We start from the raw sequence: 18943 nt of genomic DNA, 5'->3' as shown, positions 1-18943 counted from the left end.
ATGTACAAGGCAGATGGAAAACTCGATAAGCAAAATAACCTCGTGGGCGAACACGCCGACATGGTTAAGAAAATGGCTTATCAAATTAAAGCCAAACTCCCTGCCAACGTAGAAGTAGATGATCTGATTCAGGCTGGAATGATTGGCCTCATTGATGCGGCAAATAAGTACCAAGATAATCTAGGCGCACAGTTCAAAACCTATGCCTCGCAACGTGTGCACGGTGCGATTATGGATGAATTGCGTAGTTCAGATTGGCTGCCTCGCAATATTCGTAAACAAATGCGGGATGTTGAAAAAGCCATCGCCGGTTTACAACAATCTTTAGGTAGAGCCCCTACTGATTCAGAGATTGCCAAGAAGCTCAAAGTTAGTATTGATGAATATTTCCAAATCATCAATGAATGTAGCGGCCATCAACTCATCTATTTTGATGATGTTCATAAATCCGACGATGAAGATCACTTCCTGGATCGATTTATTAAAAGTAATAATGACGTTATTAATGGACTGCTCTCTAGAAACTTTAAAGAATCTTTAAAAGAAGCCATTGAGAATCTTCCCGAGCGGGAAAAGATTCTAATGGGTCTTTACTACGAACAAGAGCTCAATTTAAAAGAAATTGGCGCAGTCTTAAGTATTTCCGAATCTCGCGTATCTCAAATGCATAGCATTGCCATTGCTCGGATACGCGCAACCATGAAGGAGCAGTTATGGACCGGGCCAGCGTAGGAGGATTACTCCTAGCTATTTTTGGCATCATCATTGGCCAATCAATTGATGGTGGAAGACTATCTTCTCTCATTCAACCATCTGCATTCATTATTGTGATTTGCGGAACATTTGGCGCCGTTTTATTGCAAAGTACCTTATTTAACTTTATGAATGCTTTTCATAAATTACGCTATGTATTTATTGAGCCCATCAATCAACGTCGTGAAGTAGCAGAAGAAATCTTAGAATGGAGCTCCCTTGTTCGTAAGGATGGTATTTTGTCCTTAGAGCCTCTCATGACCCAGTCAACCGACCCATTCATTCAAAAGTCACTGCGTTTAGTGATTGATGGTGTTCAACCAGAGACCATTAAAGATATCGGCATGATTGAGCTCAATCAGTATGAAATTTCTCAACGCAATGCCATTAAGGTATGGGATTCAGCAGGCGGCTATTCACCAACGATTGGCATTTTGGCTGCAGTGATTGGTCTCATCCATGTCATGGAAAATCTTTCAGATCCAAGTTTGCTGGGAAGCGGTATTGCCGTCGCTTTTGTATCAACCATTTATGGCGTTGGCTTAGCCAATTTAGTCTTTATTCCCATCGCGAATAAGCTCAAGACTATCTTGCAAGATGAGCTCACTAATTATGAGATGCTCATTGATGCTTTAGCTGCGATTGCTAATGGCGATCACACCATCGTTGTTGAAGATCGTCTCGCCAGCTACCTCAGCTAATAAAGCAAGTTATCAGATATGCGTCATCGCAAAATTATTAAGGAAGAACACATCCACCACGATCGCTGGCTGGTGTCTTACGCCGACTTCATTACCCTACTCTTTGCTTTCTTTGTGGTGATGTATGCCAGCTCATCGGTAAACCAATACAAATATAACGCGGTATCGAGCTCCATTTCGAGCGCCTTTAAAACAGTACAGTTTGACTCACTTACCGAGACTGAAAAGAAATTTAAGAACGGCAGCGAAGTCGATGATCATCAGAAAAGAAAAGAAGATCAAACCTTAGTAGTCATTGACCCTATTGCCATCGCGAAGATTAAACACGACAAAATGCTTAGTTCACGTGAGCGTATGAGTCGAACCAAGAGTGACTTGATACGTAAATTAAAGCCCTTGATTGACCAAGGAAAAATTACCGTAACTCAAGTACCTCGCGGTATCCGAATTGATATTCAAGATAGTTTCCTTTTCACACCAGGCTCTGCCAAAATCGCCAATCTTGCTGCGGTGAGCACTCTAGAAGAAATTGCCCCGATTTTGGCAAATAGCGATCGCCCAATCGAAATTGAAGGCCATACAGATAACCAACCCATTAAGACGAAAGAGTTTAGCTCTAATTGGGACCTATCAGCCTTAAGAGCTACTTCAGTATTAAGAATTTTTAGTGATGAGGGTTTGGCAGAAAACCGCTTAAGCGCTACAGGTTATGGATCATCACGCCCTGCTGCATCCAATGAAACCGCAGAAGGAAAAGCGAAAAATCGCCGGGTTTCGATCTTTGTGATCCAAGAAGGCAATCAGCGCGATAACTCTAGCAATTAAGTTATTACTTTATTCTCAGCAGATTCCTAAGAGAATAAACTAGTTAAAACGATTTATTTGAGGGCGCCGACAATCTTAATCAGCTTGTGAAGTTTGCTTGCATACCCTGGATCAGTCGCGTAACCTGATTGCGCCATCGCATGGGCATAGCTTGAAGGAGCGCTAATACTATGCATGACTGCTTTGAATTTAGGACTTGTGCTAATCATATTGGCAAAATCTTTAAACGAGTCTGCATAAGAATCATAGGCCCTAAACTTCTGCACCAATTTTTGCGGTACACCATCAATATATTCTGTGGTAGTGGCGTCGACTACTTTCCCCTTCCAACCGGGGTTAGCTTTAATGCCAAACAGATTAAAGCTGGGGCTACCGTCTGCAGCATGAATTTCTTTCTTACCCCAACCTGTTTCTAAGGCGGCTTGTCCCAACATATAGTTGACCGGCATACCAGTAGCTTGACTTGCCTCTTGCGCATGGGAGGCAAACTTATCCAAAAAGTGAGTCGCACTATCTTTAAGTGAGGCAGAAATGGATGTCACTGCATCATCCGTGGAACTTACTACTTCATCCTTTAATTTTCCTACCTTATCTAACCAAGTACTATCGCTATTAGTAGCATTGCTGGTTTTTTGATAAGCTGCCACCCCCTGTTTTGTTTTAGCTACACTCAGAATCTGAGTTGATAAATCACTCATGTCTTCACTATCCGCACCAAAAATTGAGGCAATGAAGTGCCCCACTTTTTGCAAACTGCTATCTAACGCTGGATTGATTGCTACCGGGGTGTTTGTAGAGAACGCTTTCTGAGTTTGTGGGCTATTCGGTGCTGTAATGCCAGCAGCCTTAGATAGTTGCTTGGTTAACATGTCAGCCAAACCTATCCCTTTCCCAGAAGCCAATTTTTGACTGATTTGCTGGTCAAACATCGAGGTATAGAGCTTCAGGTCCTGACTATCTGTCAGACTATCAGAGGGCGTAGCATCACGCATACTCTTGAGCATCATATTGATAAAGATCGCTTCGAACTGCTTAGCTACACCCTTAATCGCTTCTGGAGAATTCTCTCTAGCAGAAAGCTTGAGATTGCCTAATGACTTGGTATCTAGTGCAAGTTGATTACTGACATCAGCAGCAGAGACGGTGGTATTCGGCAATGGCATCTAGATTCAAGCTTAGATAATTTCAAGTTCAGCATGCAAAGAACCAGCAGCCTTGATAGCTTGCAAAATAGCGACGAGATCTTGTGGTGTGGCTCCAACAGCATTGAGGCCTCGCACCACATCAGATAAGGAGGCGCCTGGCGCTAGCTGAATCACGTTCCCCGGTGCTTGATTCAAGCTAACCTGAGAAACAGCCGTCTCCACAGTTCTGCCACTAGCAAATGCGTTAGGCTGACTTACGACTGGTGTGGTGCTGATGACTACCGTCAAATTACCATGAGCAACCGCACATTCTTCAAGCTGAACCGATTGATTTAAAACAATCGATCCTGTTCTGGCATTCAGAATGACTTTTGCCACCCCTTTAGCTGGAGTGACATCAATAGACTCTAAAGCAGCCAGGAATTTCACACGATCGCCCTGCTCTGCGTCTGTTGCGCGAACATTAATGACGCGTGAATCTTGGGCAAAAGCAATCGTCTTATTGAATTTTTTGTTAATAGCAGCGGAAATCATGCTCGCGTTTGAAAAGTCAGATGTTTTTAGCTGAAGGTTAATGAAAGCATTTTGAGCTAAGTCATAAGGAACTACGCGTTCAACAGTAGCGCCAGCAGAAATTCGGCCAGCGTTGAGCTGGTTGACAGTAGCTGAGCTGCCATTAGCCGATGCTGAGGCACCACCAATCACTACGTTACCTTGAGCCATCGCATAAACCACACCATCAGCACCTTTTAAAGGAGACATCAGCAGCGTGCCACCTCTGAGAGTCTTGGCATTACCCATCGCCGATACAGTCACATCCAAAGATTGACCCACCTGAGCAAATGGCGGTAAATTGGCTGTCACGATCACAGCAGCGACGTTTTTCAACTGAATTTGGGTAAAGGAACCTGGCGGCAAAATGATGCCGAGAGACTGCAACATTGTGAGGGTTGATTGAAGTGTAAAAGGTGTCTGAGTAGTTTGGTCACCAGTACCATCTAAGCCTACTACCAATCCATAGCCGATTAATTGGTTATTACGCACTCCCTGAAAGTCAGCCAAATCTTTCAGCCGCTCAGCTTGAGCAATTGGTGACAATGCAGCGCAACTAAGTCCTAAAGCCAGCACGAAAGCTGGCAAAAGACGCTGTAATTGAGAGTATAAAAATAAATGCACAGTAAGGCCCAAGATCGTTAGAAAGGAATGATGCTATACAGGAAGCGAACAGCAGCACTACTAATATAAGAGGCATCCATATAGTTATTGGTTCTGAACTCGATACGAGCATCAGCCACCGTATTTGAAGCAACCGAGTTATCGGTTGTGATCATCGCGGGATTCACAACACCTGAGAATCGCACAAACTGAGACCCTTGATCAAAGCCAATGACTTTCTCACCCGCAACTACTAAGAAACCATTGGGCAATACTTCGTTCACAGTAACGCTAATGGAGCCCGTAAATGTTGCTGCTCTCGAACCGCTATTATTATTCTCTGCCGCATTGGAGTTTGAAACAGTCCAAGTAGGCTGAACCTTATCACCATTCAAGTTGGTCGATGTTGATGCAGCTGAACCAGTTTTAGCATTTTTATCGTCGATCGCATTTGTAGCCGAAGTACTCTCAGTCACAGTAATTGTTAACGTATCACCCACTCTGCGGGCCTTCAGGCCTTCAAAGATGGGGCTGTAGGTAGCACTGTTATATATCGAACCTGCCGGTGCAGTTACCTTACTAGGTAAGCGCTGCTGCTGTCCAGCGTTGTTAGTAACGGTTCCAGGAGCCACGCCAGAGCAAGCCGATAAGGCAAAGCTGAGGATACAAGCGATTGGCTTGTACCTACTGATAACGATGGTACTAATTTGGTTCATAATATTTAGCATCAGAATACTTAGCTCATCTGCGCAAGTTTTTGCAGCATTTGATCGGAGGTAGTAATAGACTTACTGTTAATTTCGTAAGCGCGCTGAGTTTGAATCATATTGACCATTTCTTCAACGACGTTCACGTTTGAAGTTTCAACAAAGCCCTGTGAAATGGTTCCCGAACCAGTTGAACCAGGAGTAACAGTTGTAGGAGTTCCTGAAGCAGCAGTTTCGACATACAGATTGCCACCCTTGGACTGTAAACCAGCTGGATTGATGAAGGTAGCCAATTGAATCGCGCCAATTTGAGAAACTGCCACAGAGTTTGGAAGCGTTACAGAAACAACGCCATCAGATGCGACAGTTAATGATTGCGCGTTAGCTGGAACCGTGATTGCTGGTGAAAGTGGGAAACCGCTGGAGTTCACAACTTGACCAGTGCTGCTCACCTGAAAACTGCCATCACGCGTATAAGCAAAAGAGCCGTCTGGCATAGTGATTTGGAAGAAACCAGAGCCATTGATTGCTAAGTCATTGTTGTTATTAGTTTGCTGCAAATTACCCTGGGTAAAAATCTTCTCTGTAGCGACGGGTTTGACACCTGTGCCCACTTGCAAACCGGTAGGTAATTGGGTCTGCTGAGTAGACTGGGCACCTGGCTGACGGATATTTTGATAGAGCAAATCTTCAAATACAGCACGCGATTTCTTAAAACCATTCGTACTGACGTTAGCCAAGTTATTCGATATCACATCCATTTGAGTTTGTTGTGCTTCTAGGCCAGTCTTTGAGATCCAGAGTGAACGTAACATGATGTTCCTTTAAGTAATATTTTGAATGGTGTAGCGTTAGCTGATATTAAAAACTTTTGCTGCTGTTTGATCATTGCTCTCAGCATTTTTAGCTAGCGTCATCTGAACATCAAACTGTCTTGCCAATGCAATCATGTTGACCATCGCTTTAACAACACTAACGTTGCTGGTTTCTAATGAGCTGCCCACCACCTTCACATTGGTATCGGCTGTTGTAGGCGAAAGATCTTTATTATTAAAAAGACCATCTACGCCACGAACTAAATTGGCCTCTTCGGGATTAACCAACTTTAGTTTGTCAATCGGAGTTGAGGCGCGACCACTCACGGATTCATCCACGCTTGAAATCGTCCCATCTTCACCAATTGAAACTGTGACATTGGGAGGAATCGTAATCGGACCACCATCACCCAAGACGTTCAAGCCATTAGCAGTTTGCAAAATGCCATTTTCGCTAATCTTAAATGCGCCATTGCGGGTCAAGCCCTCGCCACCACTAGGACGCTGCACCGCAAACCAACCTTTTCCTTCGATCGCAACATCCAAAGGTCGCCCAGTTTGCTGAATGGTGCCTGGAGTAAAGTCGGTACCCGTTGTCGCACTAGCGGCAAAGGCACGAGTATCTGCGCCTGGACCGTTTACAGCCACTGATCTCATCGTATCAATCTGTGCCTTAAATCCATAAGTGGAGACATTGGCTAGATTATTGGCATTCGTAGCCTGCTGGTTCATCAGCTGATCAAGCCCGCTGGCTATGGTGTAGACGACCTTATCCATAATCTATTAACCGCCCATGGCAATTAAGGTTTGGAAGTTTTGATCTTCTACCTTAATGGTTTGTGCATTAGATTGATAAGCTTGTTGGGCAGCTAAAAGCTTGACCATATCACCGGTTTGATCTGTATTAGAAGCCTCTAGCGACGAGCCCGTAATAGTGCCGACACCGAGAAGGCCCGCTGAACCAACAGTCGGCTTACCTGATGCAGCCGTTTCCATCCAGGAATCATTGCCTGATGATTTCAAGCCAGTATTGCTCTGAAAAGTCGCTAAAGCCAATTGAGCAAGCTTATAGGTGCTGCCATCAGAATACTTACCAGTGATGACACCAGCTGCATCAATACTGTAATCAGTCAGGTAGGCGGTATTAATCGCTTTTGTAGTTACAGCAATTGAAGGGGATAAATCACCAATTGGTGAAAATACCGTTGCCTGAATGGTTGGTGTTGATTGGCCATTGGTCATTGTTCCTGTGGCAGTCAAAGTGTCAGATCCAGCAGCAGCAGTTAAGGTGTAGTTTCCAAGCGTTCCAGAAAAAGTACAACCCGTTGGAGGAGTTCCTCCTGTTGATCCAGGAGTAAGGCCCGCAAATGCACTCACAATTTGTGATGCAGATAAATACTGTCCAGAATTATTTGTCAGGGTTAAACCCCCTACAGTCGCAGTGCCCTGATTGTTCAGGGTGTAGAACTGTACTGAATTAACCTCGGGAGTGAGATTAGCTGCGTTATAGGGGTTCAGATTTAAAGTGGTGAGATTGATGAGGGCAGGCGTACCGCCAGCAGTCACTGTTCCATTGGTACCGCCAACTGAAGCCGTATATCCAAGTACATTCTGGCCATTGCCATTAATTAATACACCCTTATTATCAGTCGTAAAGTTACCGTTCCGGGTATAGGAGGTTTGCTTGAGGATCGTATCGTATGTAATAAAGAAACCAGGGCCAGTAATTGCAGCATCTAATGACGAGCTTGTGCCTGTGATGGAACCCTGTGCAAATGATTCTTTGATATTAGAAATCATGGCGCCTTGACCAAGCTGGACACCTGAGCCACTATCGGCAGCATTCAGGTGACTAGAGAGCACGTTACTAAAATCTGTACTAGCTGATTTATAGCCATATGTGTTGACGTTCGCAATATTTTGTCCAAGAACATTCAAGTTCTCAGAAGCAGCCTGCAAACCTGATAGACCTGTTTCAAATGCCATATAAGCTCCTAATTTATCCGGTTGAGATATTACTGAATCTGTGTCACGTTGCTTAATGCAGTCGTGGTGTTATTACTGAGCACCAACTGAGCGCCACCCGAAGCTGCAGTAGAGACGGCATTTACTTTAGAAGCCGTTAATCCATTTGCCGCAACAGGAGCACCACCAGTATTGGCAATCACTTGTAAGTTATAGACGCCATCTGGCAAAGTTTTTCCGGATGCATCCTGACCATTCCAAGACAAAGGAATAACACCTGCACCTTGAGATCCCAGATTCATACTATCAACCACTTGACCTGCGCTATTTAGAATATTGACTGCCACTGAGCTAGCACCACCCTTAGGCAATTGCACACCAAAAGATGCTGTTCCATTACTTAAAGTGAAAGAGCTTCCAGGAGCCATCACTGTTTTGCCAATGAGTCCGGCCGCCTGATAGGCCTGGCTAGTCTGCAAGGTTGCTGACATCGCAGTCATCGACGTATTTAATTGATTAATGCCATCTACAGTATTAATTTGTGCAAGTTGGCTAGTCATCTGCGAACTATCCATTGGATGCGTAGGATCCTGATATTGCATTTGCGCGACCAACATCTTCATGAATTGATCTTGAATTTGCGCACCGGTTGTAGATGCTGCAGTACCAGCGGCACCAGCTAAAGAGCCAGTGGCTGGATTAGCAGTAGTAGATTGATTAACAACTGAAATATTTGACATGGGATTTTCCTAATTAACCTTGACCGATAGAGAGCGCTTTTTGTAAAAGCGACTTAGTTGCATTCATTGCTTCAACGCTATTTTGATAAGAGCGCGTAGTGGAAATCATATTGACCATTTCTTGCGCCACATTTACGTTCGGCATAGTCACATAGCCATCTTTGTTCGCTAAAGGGTTGCCTGGATCATGAATGGTTCGAGCTGGCGACTGGTCTTCAGTCACCTTATCCACCATCACACCACTGTAATTGGAACCATCAATCGAGGTTGGCTTAAAGCTTACTTGCTTGGCCTTATAAGGTGTGCCATCTGCAGAGGTAATAGAGTCAGCATTGGCTAAATTACTCGCGATCGCATTTAAGCGCTGTGATTCAGCACTTAATGAAGAGCTAGCGATATTAAATACATTAAACAATGACATGTTGAGATCCTCTTAATCAATCATTAGGGTTGGAGCGCCGTATTCATTTCTTTGATGCTGGCATTGATCAACATCACGCTGGCTTCATAGTGAATGGAATTGCTCACAAAAGCAGAGCGTTCAACATCAGGATCCACGGTATTGCCGTCGGCACTATCTTGCACAACGGAGCGATACAGTAAACCGCTAGAATCGACCTCACCAGCCACTTGGGATAGCGGATCGCCTTTGATGTGCTGGGGGGAAGTCGTTAACAAATCAGTACCCTTGGGCATTTTGCTTACATTTTGCGCATCTGCGTCCAAGCCATTGGCTTCCAATGCTTTTTGCATGGCTGATTTGAAATCAATATCTCGCGCCTTAAAGCCTGGCGTATCCGCATTGGCGATATTGGCTGCCAATACTTCTTGGCGTTTAGCACGGACTGCTAGTGCTGTCGCATTGAAATCCAACATCTGGTCTAAACTAGTCATCGCTCTTTCCCCAATATTCAAAAAACACTTCGGGATGGTTTAAAAATTGCATTTCATGAATGTAATTTGTGCGCGCCTAAGTTGAAGTACTAATAAGAGGGGTAATTCTTCCGCTAATTAAGCCATTAGGCTAAAAATTGGCTTCGTACAATGCATTTCTACCCATTTTGGGCAGTCATTAGCGAGTGGAGTGAGGAAGAATATGTATGATTCCCTTAAAAATCTATTTAAGTCATTGATTAATATGAAAATATTATTAATCAGCCTTTGCTTTGGTTTTTCCTTTATAAGTACAAATGCCTCTGCGCAATCCCAAGCAACTCCTCAAGCTTGGCAAGATACGAAAATCCTGAACCAAAAAGTGAAGGAATTCCTGAAAATTCAAAGCGCAGGCTCACCAGGCAAAGTAGAAATCAGCTCAACCCCGGTCGACCCCTCACTGCGTTTGGAGTCATGCCCTGCCCCTTTGGTTTTTTTTCCATCAAATACAAGGCCTTGGGGTAAAACAACGGTGGGCATACGTTGTGGCCAGCCCAATCCCTGGCAGATTTATGTTGAGGCCAACGTCAGCATTACAGGGCATTACGTAATTGCCGCAGTGCCCTTGGCTCAGAATCAAACGCTCACTGCCAATGATCTGATGCTCCAAACGGGTGATTTAACCACCCTCCCCGCTGGCTTTATGACCGATATTTCCATGGCAACTGGCAAATTAGCTAAAGTCTCACTCGGAAGCGGCACCATTCTGAAACAAGAGATGCTCAAGATGCCTATCGTTGTATTGCAGGGGCAAAATGTCAAAATTAGCACTGTTGGCCAAGGATTCACTATTAGCACTGAAGGACAGGCTCTTACCAACGCCGCAGAAGGCGATGTTGTGAAGGTAAGAGTTCAAAATGGGTCCATTGTTTCTGGAATTGCCAAGAATAATGGCCAAATTGAGGTAGCAGTACGGTAATTTCAAGAAATAGCTCAAGTTTTGGTAACCCAGGCCGTAAAAGGGTTTGTAGACAAGTCGTTGTACTTAGTAATGCTTGGCTTAATTTGAATTAAAGTAGAAACCATGAAAATTAACGATCCCATCTCCACTGGCATCAACTCCCCAGTTGATAAGACAGATGCGTCCGCTAATAAACAGGCGATCGCTACTCAAACTCAAGTTCAGGCCAATGTCACCGCAAAAGCAGTTAGCACTACAGCGACCATTTCTACTCAAGTCCAAACGCTTCAATCCCTTGCTTCAAGTGGCCCTGTTTTTGATAACAAAAAAGTAGAGACTTTGCGCAATGAGATTGATGCTGGAACATTTTCTGTCGATACCGATAAGGTCGCCGACGGATTAATCAAAAGCACTATTTCACTTCTCAAGTCCAACGGTAAAACCTAAGAGTCTTCAGTGAACGATCATGAGTAGCGGCATCTCAAGCATCGCCTCGTATTACCAAACGCAAACGAATACGATTGCAGCTGAAATTACTTCAATCGGTCAACAAATTAGTACTGGCACAAAAGTACTAACAGTAAGTCAGCAAAAAACCGTTGCAACTCTTTCTAAAAAAGCCAGTAGTTATTCAACTCCGGAAGCTAGCATCAAAAATGCCCAATCTGTCGTAGCATTAGCAGAGACAGGTTTAACTTCCATTAAGTCCCTACTCAAACAAATGGAAGTGATTGCAGAGCAAGCAAGCGACAAACAACTTGCTAGCTCCGACTCAACGAACTATAACAACCGCTTCCAAGCTCTCGTCAATAAAATTGGCAAAGATGCTACGTCTGCCGCACTTAAAGGGAGCAATCTTCTGAGTGGCACAGCAGGAGTCAATGTCTCTACTGACATTACTGGTGACGCTAAATCCAGAATGAGAATCAATTCAGTCAATGTTTACGGTATGCTTACAGCCGGTATTCTGAGCGGCGTTGGGGTTGATACGCCCCAAAATGCTGCGAAAGCAGTGAGCCAGATTCAGGGCGCTTTATCCCAAATACAATCTGGGCAAAGCATGCTTCAAAACGCTGCAACGACCTTAACCAAAAAAGCGGCTGCCCTTACTGGCGATGTGACCGCCATTAATACAGAAGTCAATAGCATTACACATGTGGATGTCAAACAGCTACAGGCACAGTTAACTGCTCTGCACTCACAATACAACATTGATTACAACCTATCAAGCCAACTCAATTCATTGGCAGCAAAAAATCTTTAATAATCTTTAGTTATTTTCTAAAGTTTTCTCAACTCTAGCCGTAAATGATTACATATATCAAGTTATTCCTGCGGGGGTAACATTAAGCTAATTATTTAGCGCATTGCACTGTTGATGTGGTCTACGTATCGCTCACTGATGCTTTTTGTTTTAGGTATTTTTTTGCATTTCGTAAAAAAATATTTTTTTGTATCACGCACTTGTATGTATAGGTTCGTCTACATTTAACTAAAGGAAAAGACATCATGGCAATGCCAATTAATATTACTAACTTAGCAACAACGCTTACAAATAATCTTAACAACGTAACATCTCAGATTAATAGCGTACAAAATCAATTGGCGACTGGTCAATCGATTATGAATCCTGCACAAACTGGTGAGGTAACCCGTTTGACTGCACAAATCAATGCTTACAACGCAGACTTACAATCTAATACACAGGCACAAAATGCGGTAAACGTTGCAATTACGGGTTTACAGTCACAAACCGCATTGATACAACAGCTGCAAACCCTAGCATCACAAGCTAGTACACAAACTTTAAGTGCTACTGACTTATCTAATTTACAAACTACCTTTACACAGTTAGCAAATCAAATTATTGTTGCTGCAAACAATGCGAACGTTAATGGTATTAATTTATTAACTGGTACCACAGGTATCGCAATATTGGGTGGGGTAGATACGACCTCTCTCTACACTGTCACTGGTAGCAATATGAGTGCAGTTGCTATAGCATGTACTGGACTTTCAATTTCTAGCGCAGCTAGTGCGTCAAGTTGCTTGGCTGTATTGACTTCACAACTGACAACGATCAGTTCAGCTCAATCATCACTTTCAGCAAGTTTGGGCGGTTTGACAGCAGAGGCCAGTCAGGCTACTGCACTTGCTACTGGCTTACAAACCACGGTCAACTCACTAAGCCAGGCAAACCCAACTCAGTTGCAAGCTCAGTTACAGACTCTGAATAACCAACAAGCCATTGACTATTACTTGATTACCCAGATGAACCAAGAAGCAGCGGCGATGTTAGCCATCTTCAGATAAAAAGTTCACTGTTTTAAGCAAAAAGCCAGGTTTTTCCTGGCTTTTTGTCATTTTTGGGCTTCTAAATCAGAATTAGGGGCTAAATATCTGTTTACTCTTGGTTTTAGTTAATCCCAGATCGCAATACCATTCTTTTCATGTTTCTTGTATTGCTTTATAAATTAACCACATTACCTAAGAGGTAAATGCACCATGACTCAGATTACTAATTTAGCCACAACACTTGCAGCAGGCGTAAACACTGTTGATACCGGCATTAACGCCATTCAAACGGCGCTTGCAACTGGCAAGACCCAGCTCAATCCAGCTAGCCAGGGAGAGTCGACGCGCTTATCCTCTCAGGTTAGTCAATATCAAGCCACTGCAGCCAGTTTGGGTCAGGTACAAAACGTGATTAACGTTGGACAAACTGGATTAACGTCTGCCGTTGCTCTAGTACAACAGATGCAATCGCTTGCTAATCAAGTGTCTAGCGGAACATTAAGTACGACTGACATGCAGGCCCTTAACCTGACCTTTGTACAATTAGCCGGCCAAATTGGCAACATTGGTACAAATGCAAGTGTCAATGGTCAAAACGTATTGATTAACACCACTGGATTCTCGGTACTTTCTGGAATTACAACAGCGAGCTTGATTACTGTTTCAGGTACTGACTTAACTAGCATTGGTAACACTCTTGCAGGTCTAAACGTGAGCACTATTGCTGGTGCTTATTCTGCGGTTACGGTTTTAGCAAGCCAACTGGCTTTAATTAGCGCGGGGCAATCCAATCTTTCAGCTGCCTCTACAGGCATCACCGCATATACTGCTGAAGCTAATTCATTGTCGACAGGCTTACAGCAGGTTGTTGATTCGATTTCAAACATTGACCCCACAAAGTTACAGGCTCAATTGCAACAGTTGAATAACCAACAGTCGGTTGATTACTACTTAGTAACCCAAATGAATCAGGAAGCAGCCGCGGTTCTAACAATCTTCCGATAGGCAAATAGAGCTAGAGCAATAGCTAGGTTGATCCTAGCTATTTTTCATTTTAGGATCCTAAAAACTAGACCATAATTAGGTTTTATCAATTTTGAATACCCAATGTTTACTACTAATAACCCGCTTAAAACTTACCTTGAGATAGACAATAATCTCGTTGGCGCTGACTTTGAAAAGAAATGGTTTGAGTCGGTCATTCTGCAGTTGAAGAAAATTCAATCCGGTCATTTAGATGCTGTTCTAACGCATAAAAAACTATTGGAGATCTCGGAGGGGCTACAGTGGATTCAGGAAAACCTCAACGAGAAGTTAAGCTCCCAGCATAGAACCCTACTGAAGTCAGTCTATAGCACCTGTATCCAGGTCATGAATAGTGCAATTCAAACTCAAAATACAGAGTATCTGAGTATAGTAATTGCTTGCTTGGAGACGGTAACAGAGCCGTATTATAAAAAACCTGAGTCTACTACTTAAGAAGGTTCAAATTACATGGACTTTGATAATCTCACCATAATTTGAAGATACAAAAATAGAAGTTTGAAACACATTGAGACCTATTTATTAAAATCAATAAGTTCATTAACTTCATTTATAAATGACATAAAAAGTAGGATATAAAAATGATCAACTGGAAAATTCGCTATGCAAAAATTATTAAGGAAAATCCCGAACTTTGCAACAGTGACCCAAGTACCCAAACTATTGCAGAATCAACCCATGTTGCTGCAATGATTTACTATAGAAAAACTCTCTTTGGTAGTGGATCTAAATTGACAGCAGTTCATCATTACAAAAAAAATCAGGGAGTAAATCTTGTGCACATACCATACTTTCACATAGAGTATCCTGATCTGAATACAAGAGAATGGACTGTTGCGGTGTAATATTTTACTAATTAAGTTATAAAAAGTACTTGATAAAAAATTATGCGCTGCATTCACACCAAAAAAAATTATTTTGCTGCGTCTACAACTAGATTAATTAGGGCTGTATCCTTTATATAATTTTTAAGATGATTGAGTAGCATAGCCTCATCTAGCTGAAGAGATAAAAAATTAAATAATTCTTTATAGGTTCTAAATTTCTTTTGCTGCAAATATTGCAACATTAACTCCAAATATTCCACTGAAAGATATGTACTGGGATTTAAACCTTGAAGTTTCTTAATAAGCTCTTTGTCATCACAGTGGCGCCACATATTAAACAACCCATGAAAACCAAATGTTTCAACCTCTGGATTGGAGCGCTCATAAGCAAACTTATCCGCGATGGCATCTGTTGCAAACTTAATCCCACGCCCCTCTAGTTGAGGTCGAAATTGTCTGCAAATCATTTCATCCTCATTGACATTAAAATCCATGGCTAGCTCAAGACTTAGAAATGCCTTCATTAGCTTTGTCGATCTTAAAGAAAAACCTCCGTTGCCAACTGTGAATCCATCTTTATGCCAAGGCCATCGAGCGCCTATATAGTCGTACTCTAGAAATTCATTTGTCCATGCACTGGGACAAGTGACATAACCATCCCACTGAACTACCAAGACAAAATTAGTTTTAATCTGCCCGACTAAATTTTGAATGACGAACTGGGAGTATTCCTTTTTAGATTTTATCTGTGGGATTTCAATTGACCTAAATTTTCCATCAATCCGTTTATCTGAAAATAGAATTGCATCACCAAAGTTTATTGCTTGAGATGAGATATTGATTGCCTCTGCAGATAGTTTTGGCGTAATACAATCAACCGAACAGATAGTGACATCCTTTAATGAAAGCACTATGTCTATTCCTTTTTTGAAGTATTGGAAATCAATTCGATTCTGATTAATTTTAGAACCCCATCCCAACCACCTTGCTGCTGCTGCCTAAAGAGTCTGACGGATGGATACCAGGGACTATCTTCTTGCTCTAGGAACCATCTCCAGCATGTATCGTATCGATTGAGGATCCAGGTTGGCTTGTTTAGTGCTGCTGCTAGGTGTGCAGTGGATGTATCAACTGCAATCACTAAATCGAGATTTTCAATGAGAGCTGCTGTATCGGTGAAATCCTTTAGCTCATCAACATAGTTAATAATGTTCGGGCCATCCCAACCCTTCTTCTGAAGATCGATGAGTTCGGATTCAGCTGGCTCGCCTTTTTGGAGGCTATAAAATTCTGCATCAATATCTTTTAGGATTGCTAGCTTCTCAATGGGCAAATTTCTACGTTTATTAGTAGCCCAGACTTCTGGTTGATCGGGTCTGAAACCACCAGACCATACTAGCCCGACTCTCTTCTTAGTTTTAGGCCCTAATTTTTCTTTCCAATACTGCACTTTTTCTGGGATTGCCTTCAAGTAAGGCGTTGTGTTCGGGATGGTTTCTTTAGTGGTTCCAAAGGCTAGCGGTAGACTCATCAGGGGGCAATGGAAATCATATCCACCTAAAGCTGGTTGTCCAGTGATGATGATTCTAGAGACTCCCTCTAGACCCTTCATGAGATTTTCTAGTGGCTTAGGGACTTCAAGCACTACTTTTGCCCCTAACTCAGCAACCATAGGGACATATCTACAAAATTGCAGCGTATCGCCCAAACCCTGCTCTGCAACAAGCAATATAGTTTTGCCCTCGAGAGATTCTTTGCCGAGCCATAATGGACTATCAAATTGGCGATTGAGCAACACACCAGCTTTAGTGGCCTTTTTTCTGCTCTCAAAGTCTCTCCAACCTTCCTCGTAGCGACCTAAGGTTAGATAGACTAAGGAGCGATTCCAAAGAGGATCCGGCAGATTGGGATCATCTTTCAGAGCTGCGTCGTAATGAATAAGAGACTGATCCAAATTCTGTAGCTCGTGAAGGATCACCCCTAAATTATTATGGGGCTGAGCAAAGTGAGGGTCTATTGCAATTGCAGTTTTATAGCTTGCAATAGCCTCTTCGATACGTTCTATTTTCTGGAGGGTGACACCACGGTTGTAATGAGCCTGTGAAAAGTTTTCCTTCAACTCAATCGCTCTATCGAAATAACTTAAGGCGGAGTCGTACTGCTCAATTTCATGAAAAGTGAGGCCAAGATTTGAGTGTGCATCTGGAAAATCGTTCTGCATTGCAATCGCCATGAAGAAACTCGCAATCGCCTCCGGAAATTTTCTCATTTCCTTAAAAATAATACCTTTGTTACTGAGTACTTCTGGATAATTCGGCTTAATGGCAAGCGCGCGATCATATGCTGCTAAAGCATCTTCTAATTTACCCAAGCCTTGTAACATAACCCCTCGATTACAGTAACTTTCAGCATGACTGCCATCGATCTTGAGGGCCTGATCCAAAACTACTAAAGCCTCGTCTAATTGACCCAATTCTCGGAGAGTCACTGCCTTGCTGCTATAGGCGTCAATTGCTTTTGGGTCGATTTCAATCGCTTTGGAAAAGATCTCTAGGGCTTTTTGATATTGTTTTGATTCATGCAATGCCATGCCAAAATTCACTAATGTGGGCACATGATCAGGCTTGATTGCTAGCGACTTATCAAAATACAACAAAGATTGCTGACTATTACCGCTGACTTTCAAAACATTAGCAATGTTGTTGAGCATGTCAATATTATTAGGATTAGACGCAGAGACTTTTTCCAAGCAATTTACAGACTCTGCAAACCTTCCCATCTTTTGTAGAGTACTCGCTTTATTGATATAAGCAACCAAGTAATCTGGCTGGAGTTCAATGGCTTTGTTAAAGGACTCTAAAGCCTCTTCATATTTACCCAAATCTTGGAATATCGTGCCGCGATTGAAGATGGAATGGACGTAGTCCGGCTTTATCGCAATAGCACGTTCGTAGCATCCAAGTGCGGCCTCGTCCTGCTTTAGTTCTTTGAGGGCTACTCCACGATTATTGTGCGCCTCAAAATGTTCTGGGTTGATGCGAATTGCTTTATCAAAGCTGACTAGAGCCTGCTCATAGTTTTTGAGTTCTTTCAGCACAACCCCATGGTTATTCAATACATCCGCATTGCTATCATCAATCTCTACTGCTTTACTCAATAGTTTTAATGCCTTCGGAAAGTCTTGAATTTGAGCCGCAATCATTCCAGACAGCTGCAAAGCATGAAAATTACTAGGCTGGAGTCTAAGTACGCTCTCATACGATGTTAGAGCCTCCTCAAACTTACCGCGTTCTTGGTAAGCAATACCCTCTTTGAGCTTATTGATGAGGATGTTAGCGCTCATATTCTGTCCCATGATATTTATCTCAACTGAATAATGGATTGGGAAGTAGCTATGCCCTGCTCAATGAAGTAACGATAAGCAGGCGCCATCGACGGCATCATCAGAGCAAAGACAATAAAGCCGACGCAAATGGTGATTGGAAAACCAATACCAAAAATATTTAACTGCGGAGCTGCTCTTGTCAAGATGCCTAAGGCAATATTGGTGATCAATAGTGCGGCTACCATTGGTAGCGCTAACTGTAGACCAATACTAAAGATTTTAGAGCCCCATAAGGCAATTCGCATCATGTCGATGCCATGAGCTTCAACCCCGATCGGGAAGGTACGAAAGCTCTCCAGTAGACCAGATACTAAAATTAAATGGCCATTGATGCTCAAGAAGACCATCATGGCTAGAATATTCATCATCGTACCAATCGCAGGAGTATTGGTTTGGGACTGAGGATCAAAGAAGGAGGCAAAGCCAAAACCCATCATCAAACCACTCAACTGCCCTGCCATCTCAACCCCGGTAAAGATAATTTGAGCAGCCAAGCCCATGGCCAAGCCAATGATGACTTGCTCAGCCACAATCAAAATGCCTTGAAATGACAAAATATCAATGCGGGGAATTTCTGGAACAGCTGGAATCACAATCAGAGCGAGCATGACGCCAAATGCGACTTTGACGGGGATCGTAAAAGAAGTAGTAGAAAAGAACGGTGCAATGGCGATGAAGCCCAAAATACGGGTTAAGGGCAACATTAAAGCGATGACCCAGGCTTCAAAGATATGGCTGTTGAAGGTAATCAT

The 18943-nt window shown here is 42.9% G+C and carries 22 protein-coding genes; 10 read left to right on the top strand and 12 right to left on the bottom strand.

Annotated elements, in window-relative coordinates; genetic code table 11:
* Genes AOC06_RS04045 through AOC06_RS04035 form a run of 3 tightly spaced genes read left to right on the top strand, consistent with a single transcriptional unit; the run spans window position 1 to window position 2279 of the window.
* A complete protein-coding gene (locus AOC06_RS04045; protein WP_215273216.1) occupies window positions 1–732 on the top strand; it encodes an RNA polymerase sigma factor FliA in 732 nt (243 codons plus the stop codon).
* Entirely contained in the window at window positions 714–1454 is a 741-nt protein-coding gene (locus AOC06_RS04040) for a flagellar motor protein (RefSeq protein ID WP_215381412.1), read from the top strand. The genes AOC06_RS04045 and AOC06_RS04040 overlap by 19 nt, the downstream gene beginning before the upstream one ends.
* An 18-nt stretch (window positions 1455–1472) precedes the next feature.
* Window positions 1473–2279: a flagellar motor protein MotB gene (locus AOC06_RS04035; protein WP_215381410.1), complete on the top strand. Its 807-nt coding sequence runs from the start codon at window positions 1473–1475 to the stop codon at window positions 2277–2279.
* A gap of 53 nt (window positions 2280–2332) precedes the next feature.
* Here AOC06_RS04035 and flgJ read toward each other — a convergent pair whose 3' ends face one another.
* The 9 genes from flgJ to flgB are packed head-to-tail and all read right to left on the bottom strand — an operon-like array spanning window position 2333 to window position 9700.
* On the bottom strand, window positions 2333–3442 hold the full coding sequence (gene flgJ / locus AOC06_RS04030) for a flagellar assembly peptidoglycan hydrolase FlgJ (protein ID WP_215381407.1): 1110 nt from the start codon (window positions 3440–3442) through the stop codon (window positions 2333–2335).
* Between the two features lie 12 nt (window positions 3443–3454).
* Window positions 3455–4600 (bottom strand): flagellar basal body P-ring protein FlgI, encoded by a 1146-nt coding sequence (locus tag AOC06_RS04025; RefSeq protein ID WP_439650688.1) that lies wholly within the window; start codon window positions 4598–4600, stop codon window positions 3455–3457.
* 17 nt (window positions 4601–4617) lie between these two features.
* Window positions 4618–5295, bottom strand: coding sequence for a flagellar basal body L-ring protein FlgH (locus AOC06_RS04020; RefSeq protein ID WP_215381405.1), 678 nt, complete (start codon window positions 5293–5295; stop codon window positions 4618–4620).
* A gap of 20 nt (window positions 5296–5315) precedes the next feature.
* Complete coding sequence (gene flgG, locus AOC06_RS04015; RefSeq protein ID WP_215278493.1) at window positions 5316–6101, bottom strand: flagellar basal-body rod protein FlgG; 786 nt, start codon at window positions 6099–6101, stop codon at window positions 5316–5318.
* A 36-nt stretch (window positions 6102–6137) separates the two neighbouring features.
* Window positions 6138–6878 (bottom strand): flagellar basal-body rod protein FlgF, encoded by a 741-nt coding sequence (gene flgF, locus AOC06_RS04010; RefSeq protein WP_215278492.1) that lies wholly within the window; start codon window positions 6876–6878, stop codon window positions 6138–6140.
* Window positions 6879–6884: 6 nt separating this feature from the next.
* Window positions 6885–8087 carry a flagellar hook-basal body complex protein gene (locus AOC06_RS04005; RefSeq protein WP_215381404.1) on the bottom strand — a complete coding sequence of 401 codons (1203 nt, stop codon included), beginning with the start codon at window positions 8085–8087 and terminating at the stop codon, window positions 6885–6887.
* A 29-nt stretch (window positions 8088–8116) separates the two neighbouring features.
* Window positions 8117–8806 carry a flagellar hook assembly protein FlgD gene (locus tag AOC06_RS04000; RefSeq protein WP_215381403.1) on the bottom strand — a complete coding sequence of 230 codons (690 nt, stop codon included), beginning with the start codon at window positions 8804–8806 and terminating at the stop codon, window positions 8117–8119.
* A gap of 13 nt (window positions 8807–8819) precedes the next feature.
* Window positions 8820–9227, bottom strand: a complete 408-nt coding sequence (gene flgC / locus AOC06_RS03995; protein ID WP_215273206.1) for a flagellar basal body rod protein FlgC — start codon at window positions 9225–9227, stop codon at window positions 8820–8822.
* Between the two features lie 23 nt (window positions 9228–9250).
* Complete coding sequence (flgB, locus tag AOC06_RS03990) at window positions 9251–9700, bottom strand: flagellar basal body rod protein FlgB (RefSeq protein ID WP_215273205.1); 450 nt, start codon at window positions 9698–9700, stop codon at window positions 9251–9253.
* 244 nt (window positions 9701–9944) lie between these two features.
* Between flgB and flgA the strand changes: the two genes are divergently transcribed.
* From flgA to AOC06_RS03955, 7 genes are all read left to right on the top strand, one after another.
* Window positions 9945–10658 carry a flagellar basal body P-ring formation chaperone FlgA gene (flgA, locus tag AOC06_RS03985; protein WP_215306170.1) on the top strand — a complete coding sequence of 238 codons (714 nt, stop codon included), beginning with the start codon at window positions 9945–9947 and terminating at the stop codon, window positions 10656–10658.
* Between the two features lie 105 nt (window positions 10659–10763).
* The gene (gene flgM, locus AOC06_RS03980; RefSeq protein ID WP_215273203.1) at window positions 10764–11087 is read left to right on the top strand and encodes a flagellar biosynthesis anti-sigma factor FlgM; all 324 of its coding nucleotides are present in this window, start codon (window positions 10764–10766) and stop codon (window positions 11085–11087) included.
* Window positions 11088–11106: 19 nt separating this feature from the next.
* Entirely contained in the window at window positions 11107–11904 is a 798-nt protein-coding gene (locus AOC06_RS03975) for a flagellin N-terminal helical domain-containing protein (RefSeq protein ID WP_215381401.1), read from the top strand.
* 245 nt (window positions 11905–12149) lie between these two features.
* Window positions 12150–12953, top strand: a complete 804-nt coding sequence (locus AOC06_RS03970) for a flagellin (RefSeq protein ID WP_215381399.1) — start codon at window positions 12150–12152, stop codon at window positions 12951–12953.
* Window positions 12954–13145: 192 nt separating this feature from the next.
* On the top strand, window positions 13146–13940 hold the full coding sequence (locus AOC06_RS03965; protein WP_215381397.1) for a flagellin N-terminal helical domain-containing protein: 795 nt from the start codon (window positions 13146–13148) through the stop codon (window positions 13938–13940).
* 102 nt (window positions 13941–14042) lie between these two features.
* On the top strand, window positions 14043–14414 hold the full coding sequence (locus AOC06_RS03960; RefSeq protein ID WP_215381394.1) for a hypothetical protein: 372 nt from the start codon (window positions 14043–14045) through the stop codon (window positions 14412–14414).
* Window positions 14415–14560: 146 nt separating this feature from the next.
* The gene (locus AOC06_RS03955; RefSeq protein WP_215381391.1) at window positions 14561–14824 is read left to right on the top strand and encodes a hypothetical protein; all 264 of its coding nucleotides are present in this window, start codon (window positions 14561–14563) and stop codon (window positions 14822–14824) included.
* 68 nt (window positions 14825–14892) lie between these two features.
* Here the strand turns inward: AOC06_RS03955 and AOC06_RS03950 are convergent, their stop codons facing one another.
* The 3 genes from AOC06_RS03950 to fliR are packed head-to-tail and all read right to left on the bottom strand — an operon-like array spanning window position 14893 to window position 18943.
* Entirely contained in the window at window positions 14893–15717 is an 825-nt protein-coding gene (locus AOC06_RS03950; protein WP_215381388.1) for a DUF5672 family protein, read from the bottom strand.
* A 5-nt stretch (window positions 15718–15722) separates the two neighbouring features.
* The gene (locus tag AOC06_RS03945) at window positions 15723–18149 is read right to left on the bottom strand and encodes a tetratricopeptide repeat protein (RefSeq protein ID WP_215381386.1); all 2427 of its coding nucleotides are present in this window, start codon (window positions 18147–18149) and stop codon (window positions 15723–15725) included.
* Window positions 18150–18166: 17 nt separating this feature from the next.
* Window positions 18167–18943, bottom strand: a complete 777-nt coding sequence (gene fliR, locus AOC06_RS03940; protein WP_215381384.1) for a flagellar biosynthetic protein FliR — start codon at window positions 18941–18943, stop codon at window positions 18167–18169.

Origin of the sequence: Polynucleobacter paludilacus (assembly GCF_018687595.1) — a bacterium.
Taxonomy (GTDB): Bacteria; Pseudomonadota; Gammaproteobacteria; order Burkholderiales; family Burkholderiaceae; genus Polynucleobacter; species Polynucleobacter paludilacus.
This window is presented reverse-complemented; position numbering and strand designations above follow the sequence as displayed.

Bases quoted from the DNA above. Each gene is read 5' to 3' on its own strand.
- flgA (WP_215306170.1), top strand. From the start codon at position 9,945: ATGAAAATATTATTAATCAGCCTTTGCTTTGGTTTTTCCTTTATAAGT.
- AOC06_RS04040 (WP_215381412.1), top strand. From the start codon at position 714: ATGGACCGGGCCAGCGTAGGAGGATTACTCCTAGCTATTTTTGGCATC.
- flgC (WP_215273206.1), bottom strand. From the start codon at position 9,227: ATGTCATTGTTTAATGTATTTAATATCGCTAGCTCTTCATTAAGTGCT.
- AOC06_RS04035 (WP_215381410.1), top strand. From the start codon at position 1,473: ATGCGTCATCGCAAAATTATTAAGGAAGAACACATCCACCACGATCGC.
- flgF (WP_215278492.1), bottom strand. From the start codon at position 6,878: ATGGATAAGGTCGTCTACACCATAGCCAGCGGGCTTGATCAGCTGATG.
- AOC06_RS03975 (WP_215381401.1), top strand. From the start codon at position 11,107: ATGAGTAGCGGCATCTCAAGCATCGCCTCGTATTACCAAACGCAAACG.
- flgB (WP_215273205.1), bottom strand. From the start codon at position 9,700: ATGACTAGTTTAGACCAGATGTTGGATTTCAATGCGACAGCACTAGCA.
- flgG (WP_215278493.1), bottom strand. From the start codon at position 6,101: ATGTTACGTTCACTCTGGATCTCAAAGACTGGCCTAGAAGCACAACAA.
- AOC06_RS03955 (WP_215381391.1), top strand. From the start codon at position 14,561: ATGATCAACTGGAAAATTCGCTATGCAAAAATTATTAAGGAAAATCCC.
- AOC06_RS04000 (WP_215381403.1), bottom strand. From the start codon at position 8,806: ATGTCAAATATTTCAGTTGTTAATCAATCTACTACTGCTAATCCAGCC.
- AOC06_RS03960 (WP_215381394.1), top strand. From the start codon at position 14,043: ATGTTTACTACTAATAACCCGCTTAAAACTTACCTTGAGATAGACAAT.
- fliR (WP_215381384.1), bottom strand. From the start codon at position 18,943: ATGATTACCTTCAACAGCCATATCTTTGAAGCCTGGGTCATCGCTTTA.
- AOC06_RS03970 (WP_215381399.1), top strand. From the start codon at position 12,150: ATGGCAATGCCAATTAATATTACTAACTTAGCAACAACGCTTACAAAT.
- AOC06_RS04005 (WP_215381404.1), bottom strand. From the start codon at position 8,087: ATGGCATTTGAAACAGGTCTATCAGGTTTGCAGGCTGCTTCTGAGAAC.
- AOC06_RS04045 (WP_215273216.1), top strand. From the start codon at position 1: ATGTACAAGGCAGATGGAAAACTCGATAAGCAAAATAACCTCGTGGGC.
- flgM (WP_215273203.1), top strand. From the start codon at position 10,764: ATGAAAATTAACGATCCCATCTCCACTGGCATCAACTCCCCAGTTGAT.
- AOC06_RS03945 (WP_215381386.1), bottom strand. From the start codon at position 18,149: ATGAGCGCTAACATCCTCATCAATAAGCTCAAAGAGGGTATTGCTTAC.
- AOC06_RS04020 (WP_215381405.1), bottom strand. From the start codon at position 5,295: ATGAACCAAATTAGTACCATCGTTATCAGTAGGTACAAGCCAATCGCT.
- flgJ (WP_215381407.1), bottom strand. From the start codon at position 3,442: ATGCCATTGCCGAATACCACCGTCTCTGCTGCTGATGTCAGTAATCAA.
- AOC06_RS03965 (WP_215381397.1), top strand. From the start codon at position 13,146: ATGACTCAGATTACTAATTTAGCCACAACACTTGCAGCAGGCGTAAAC.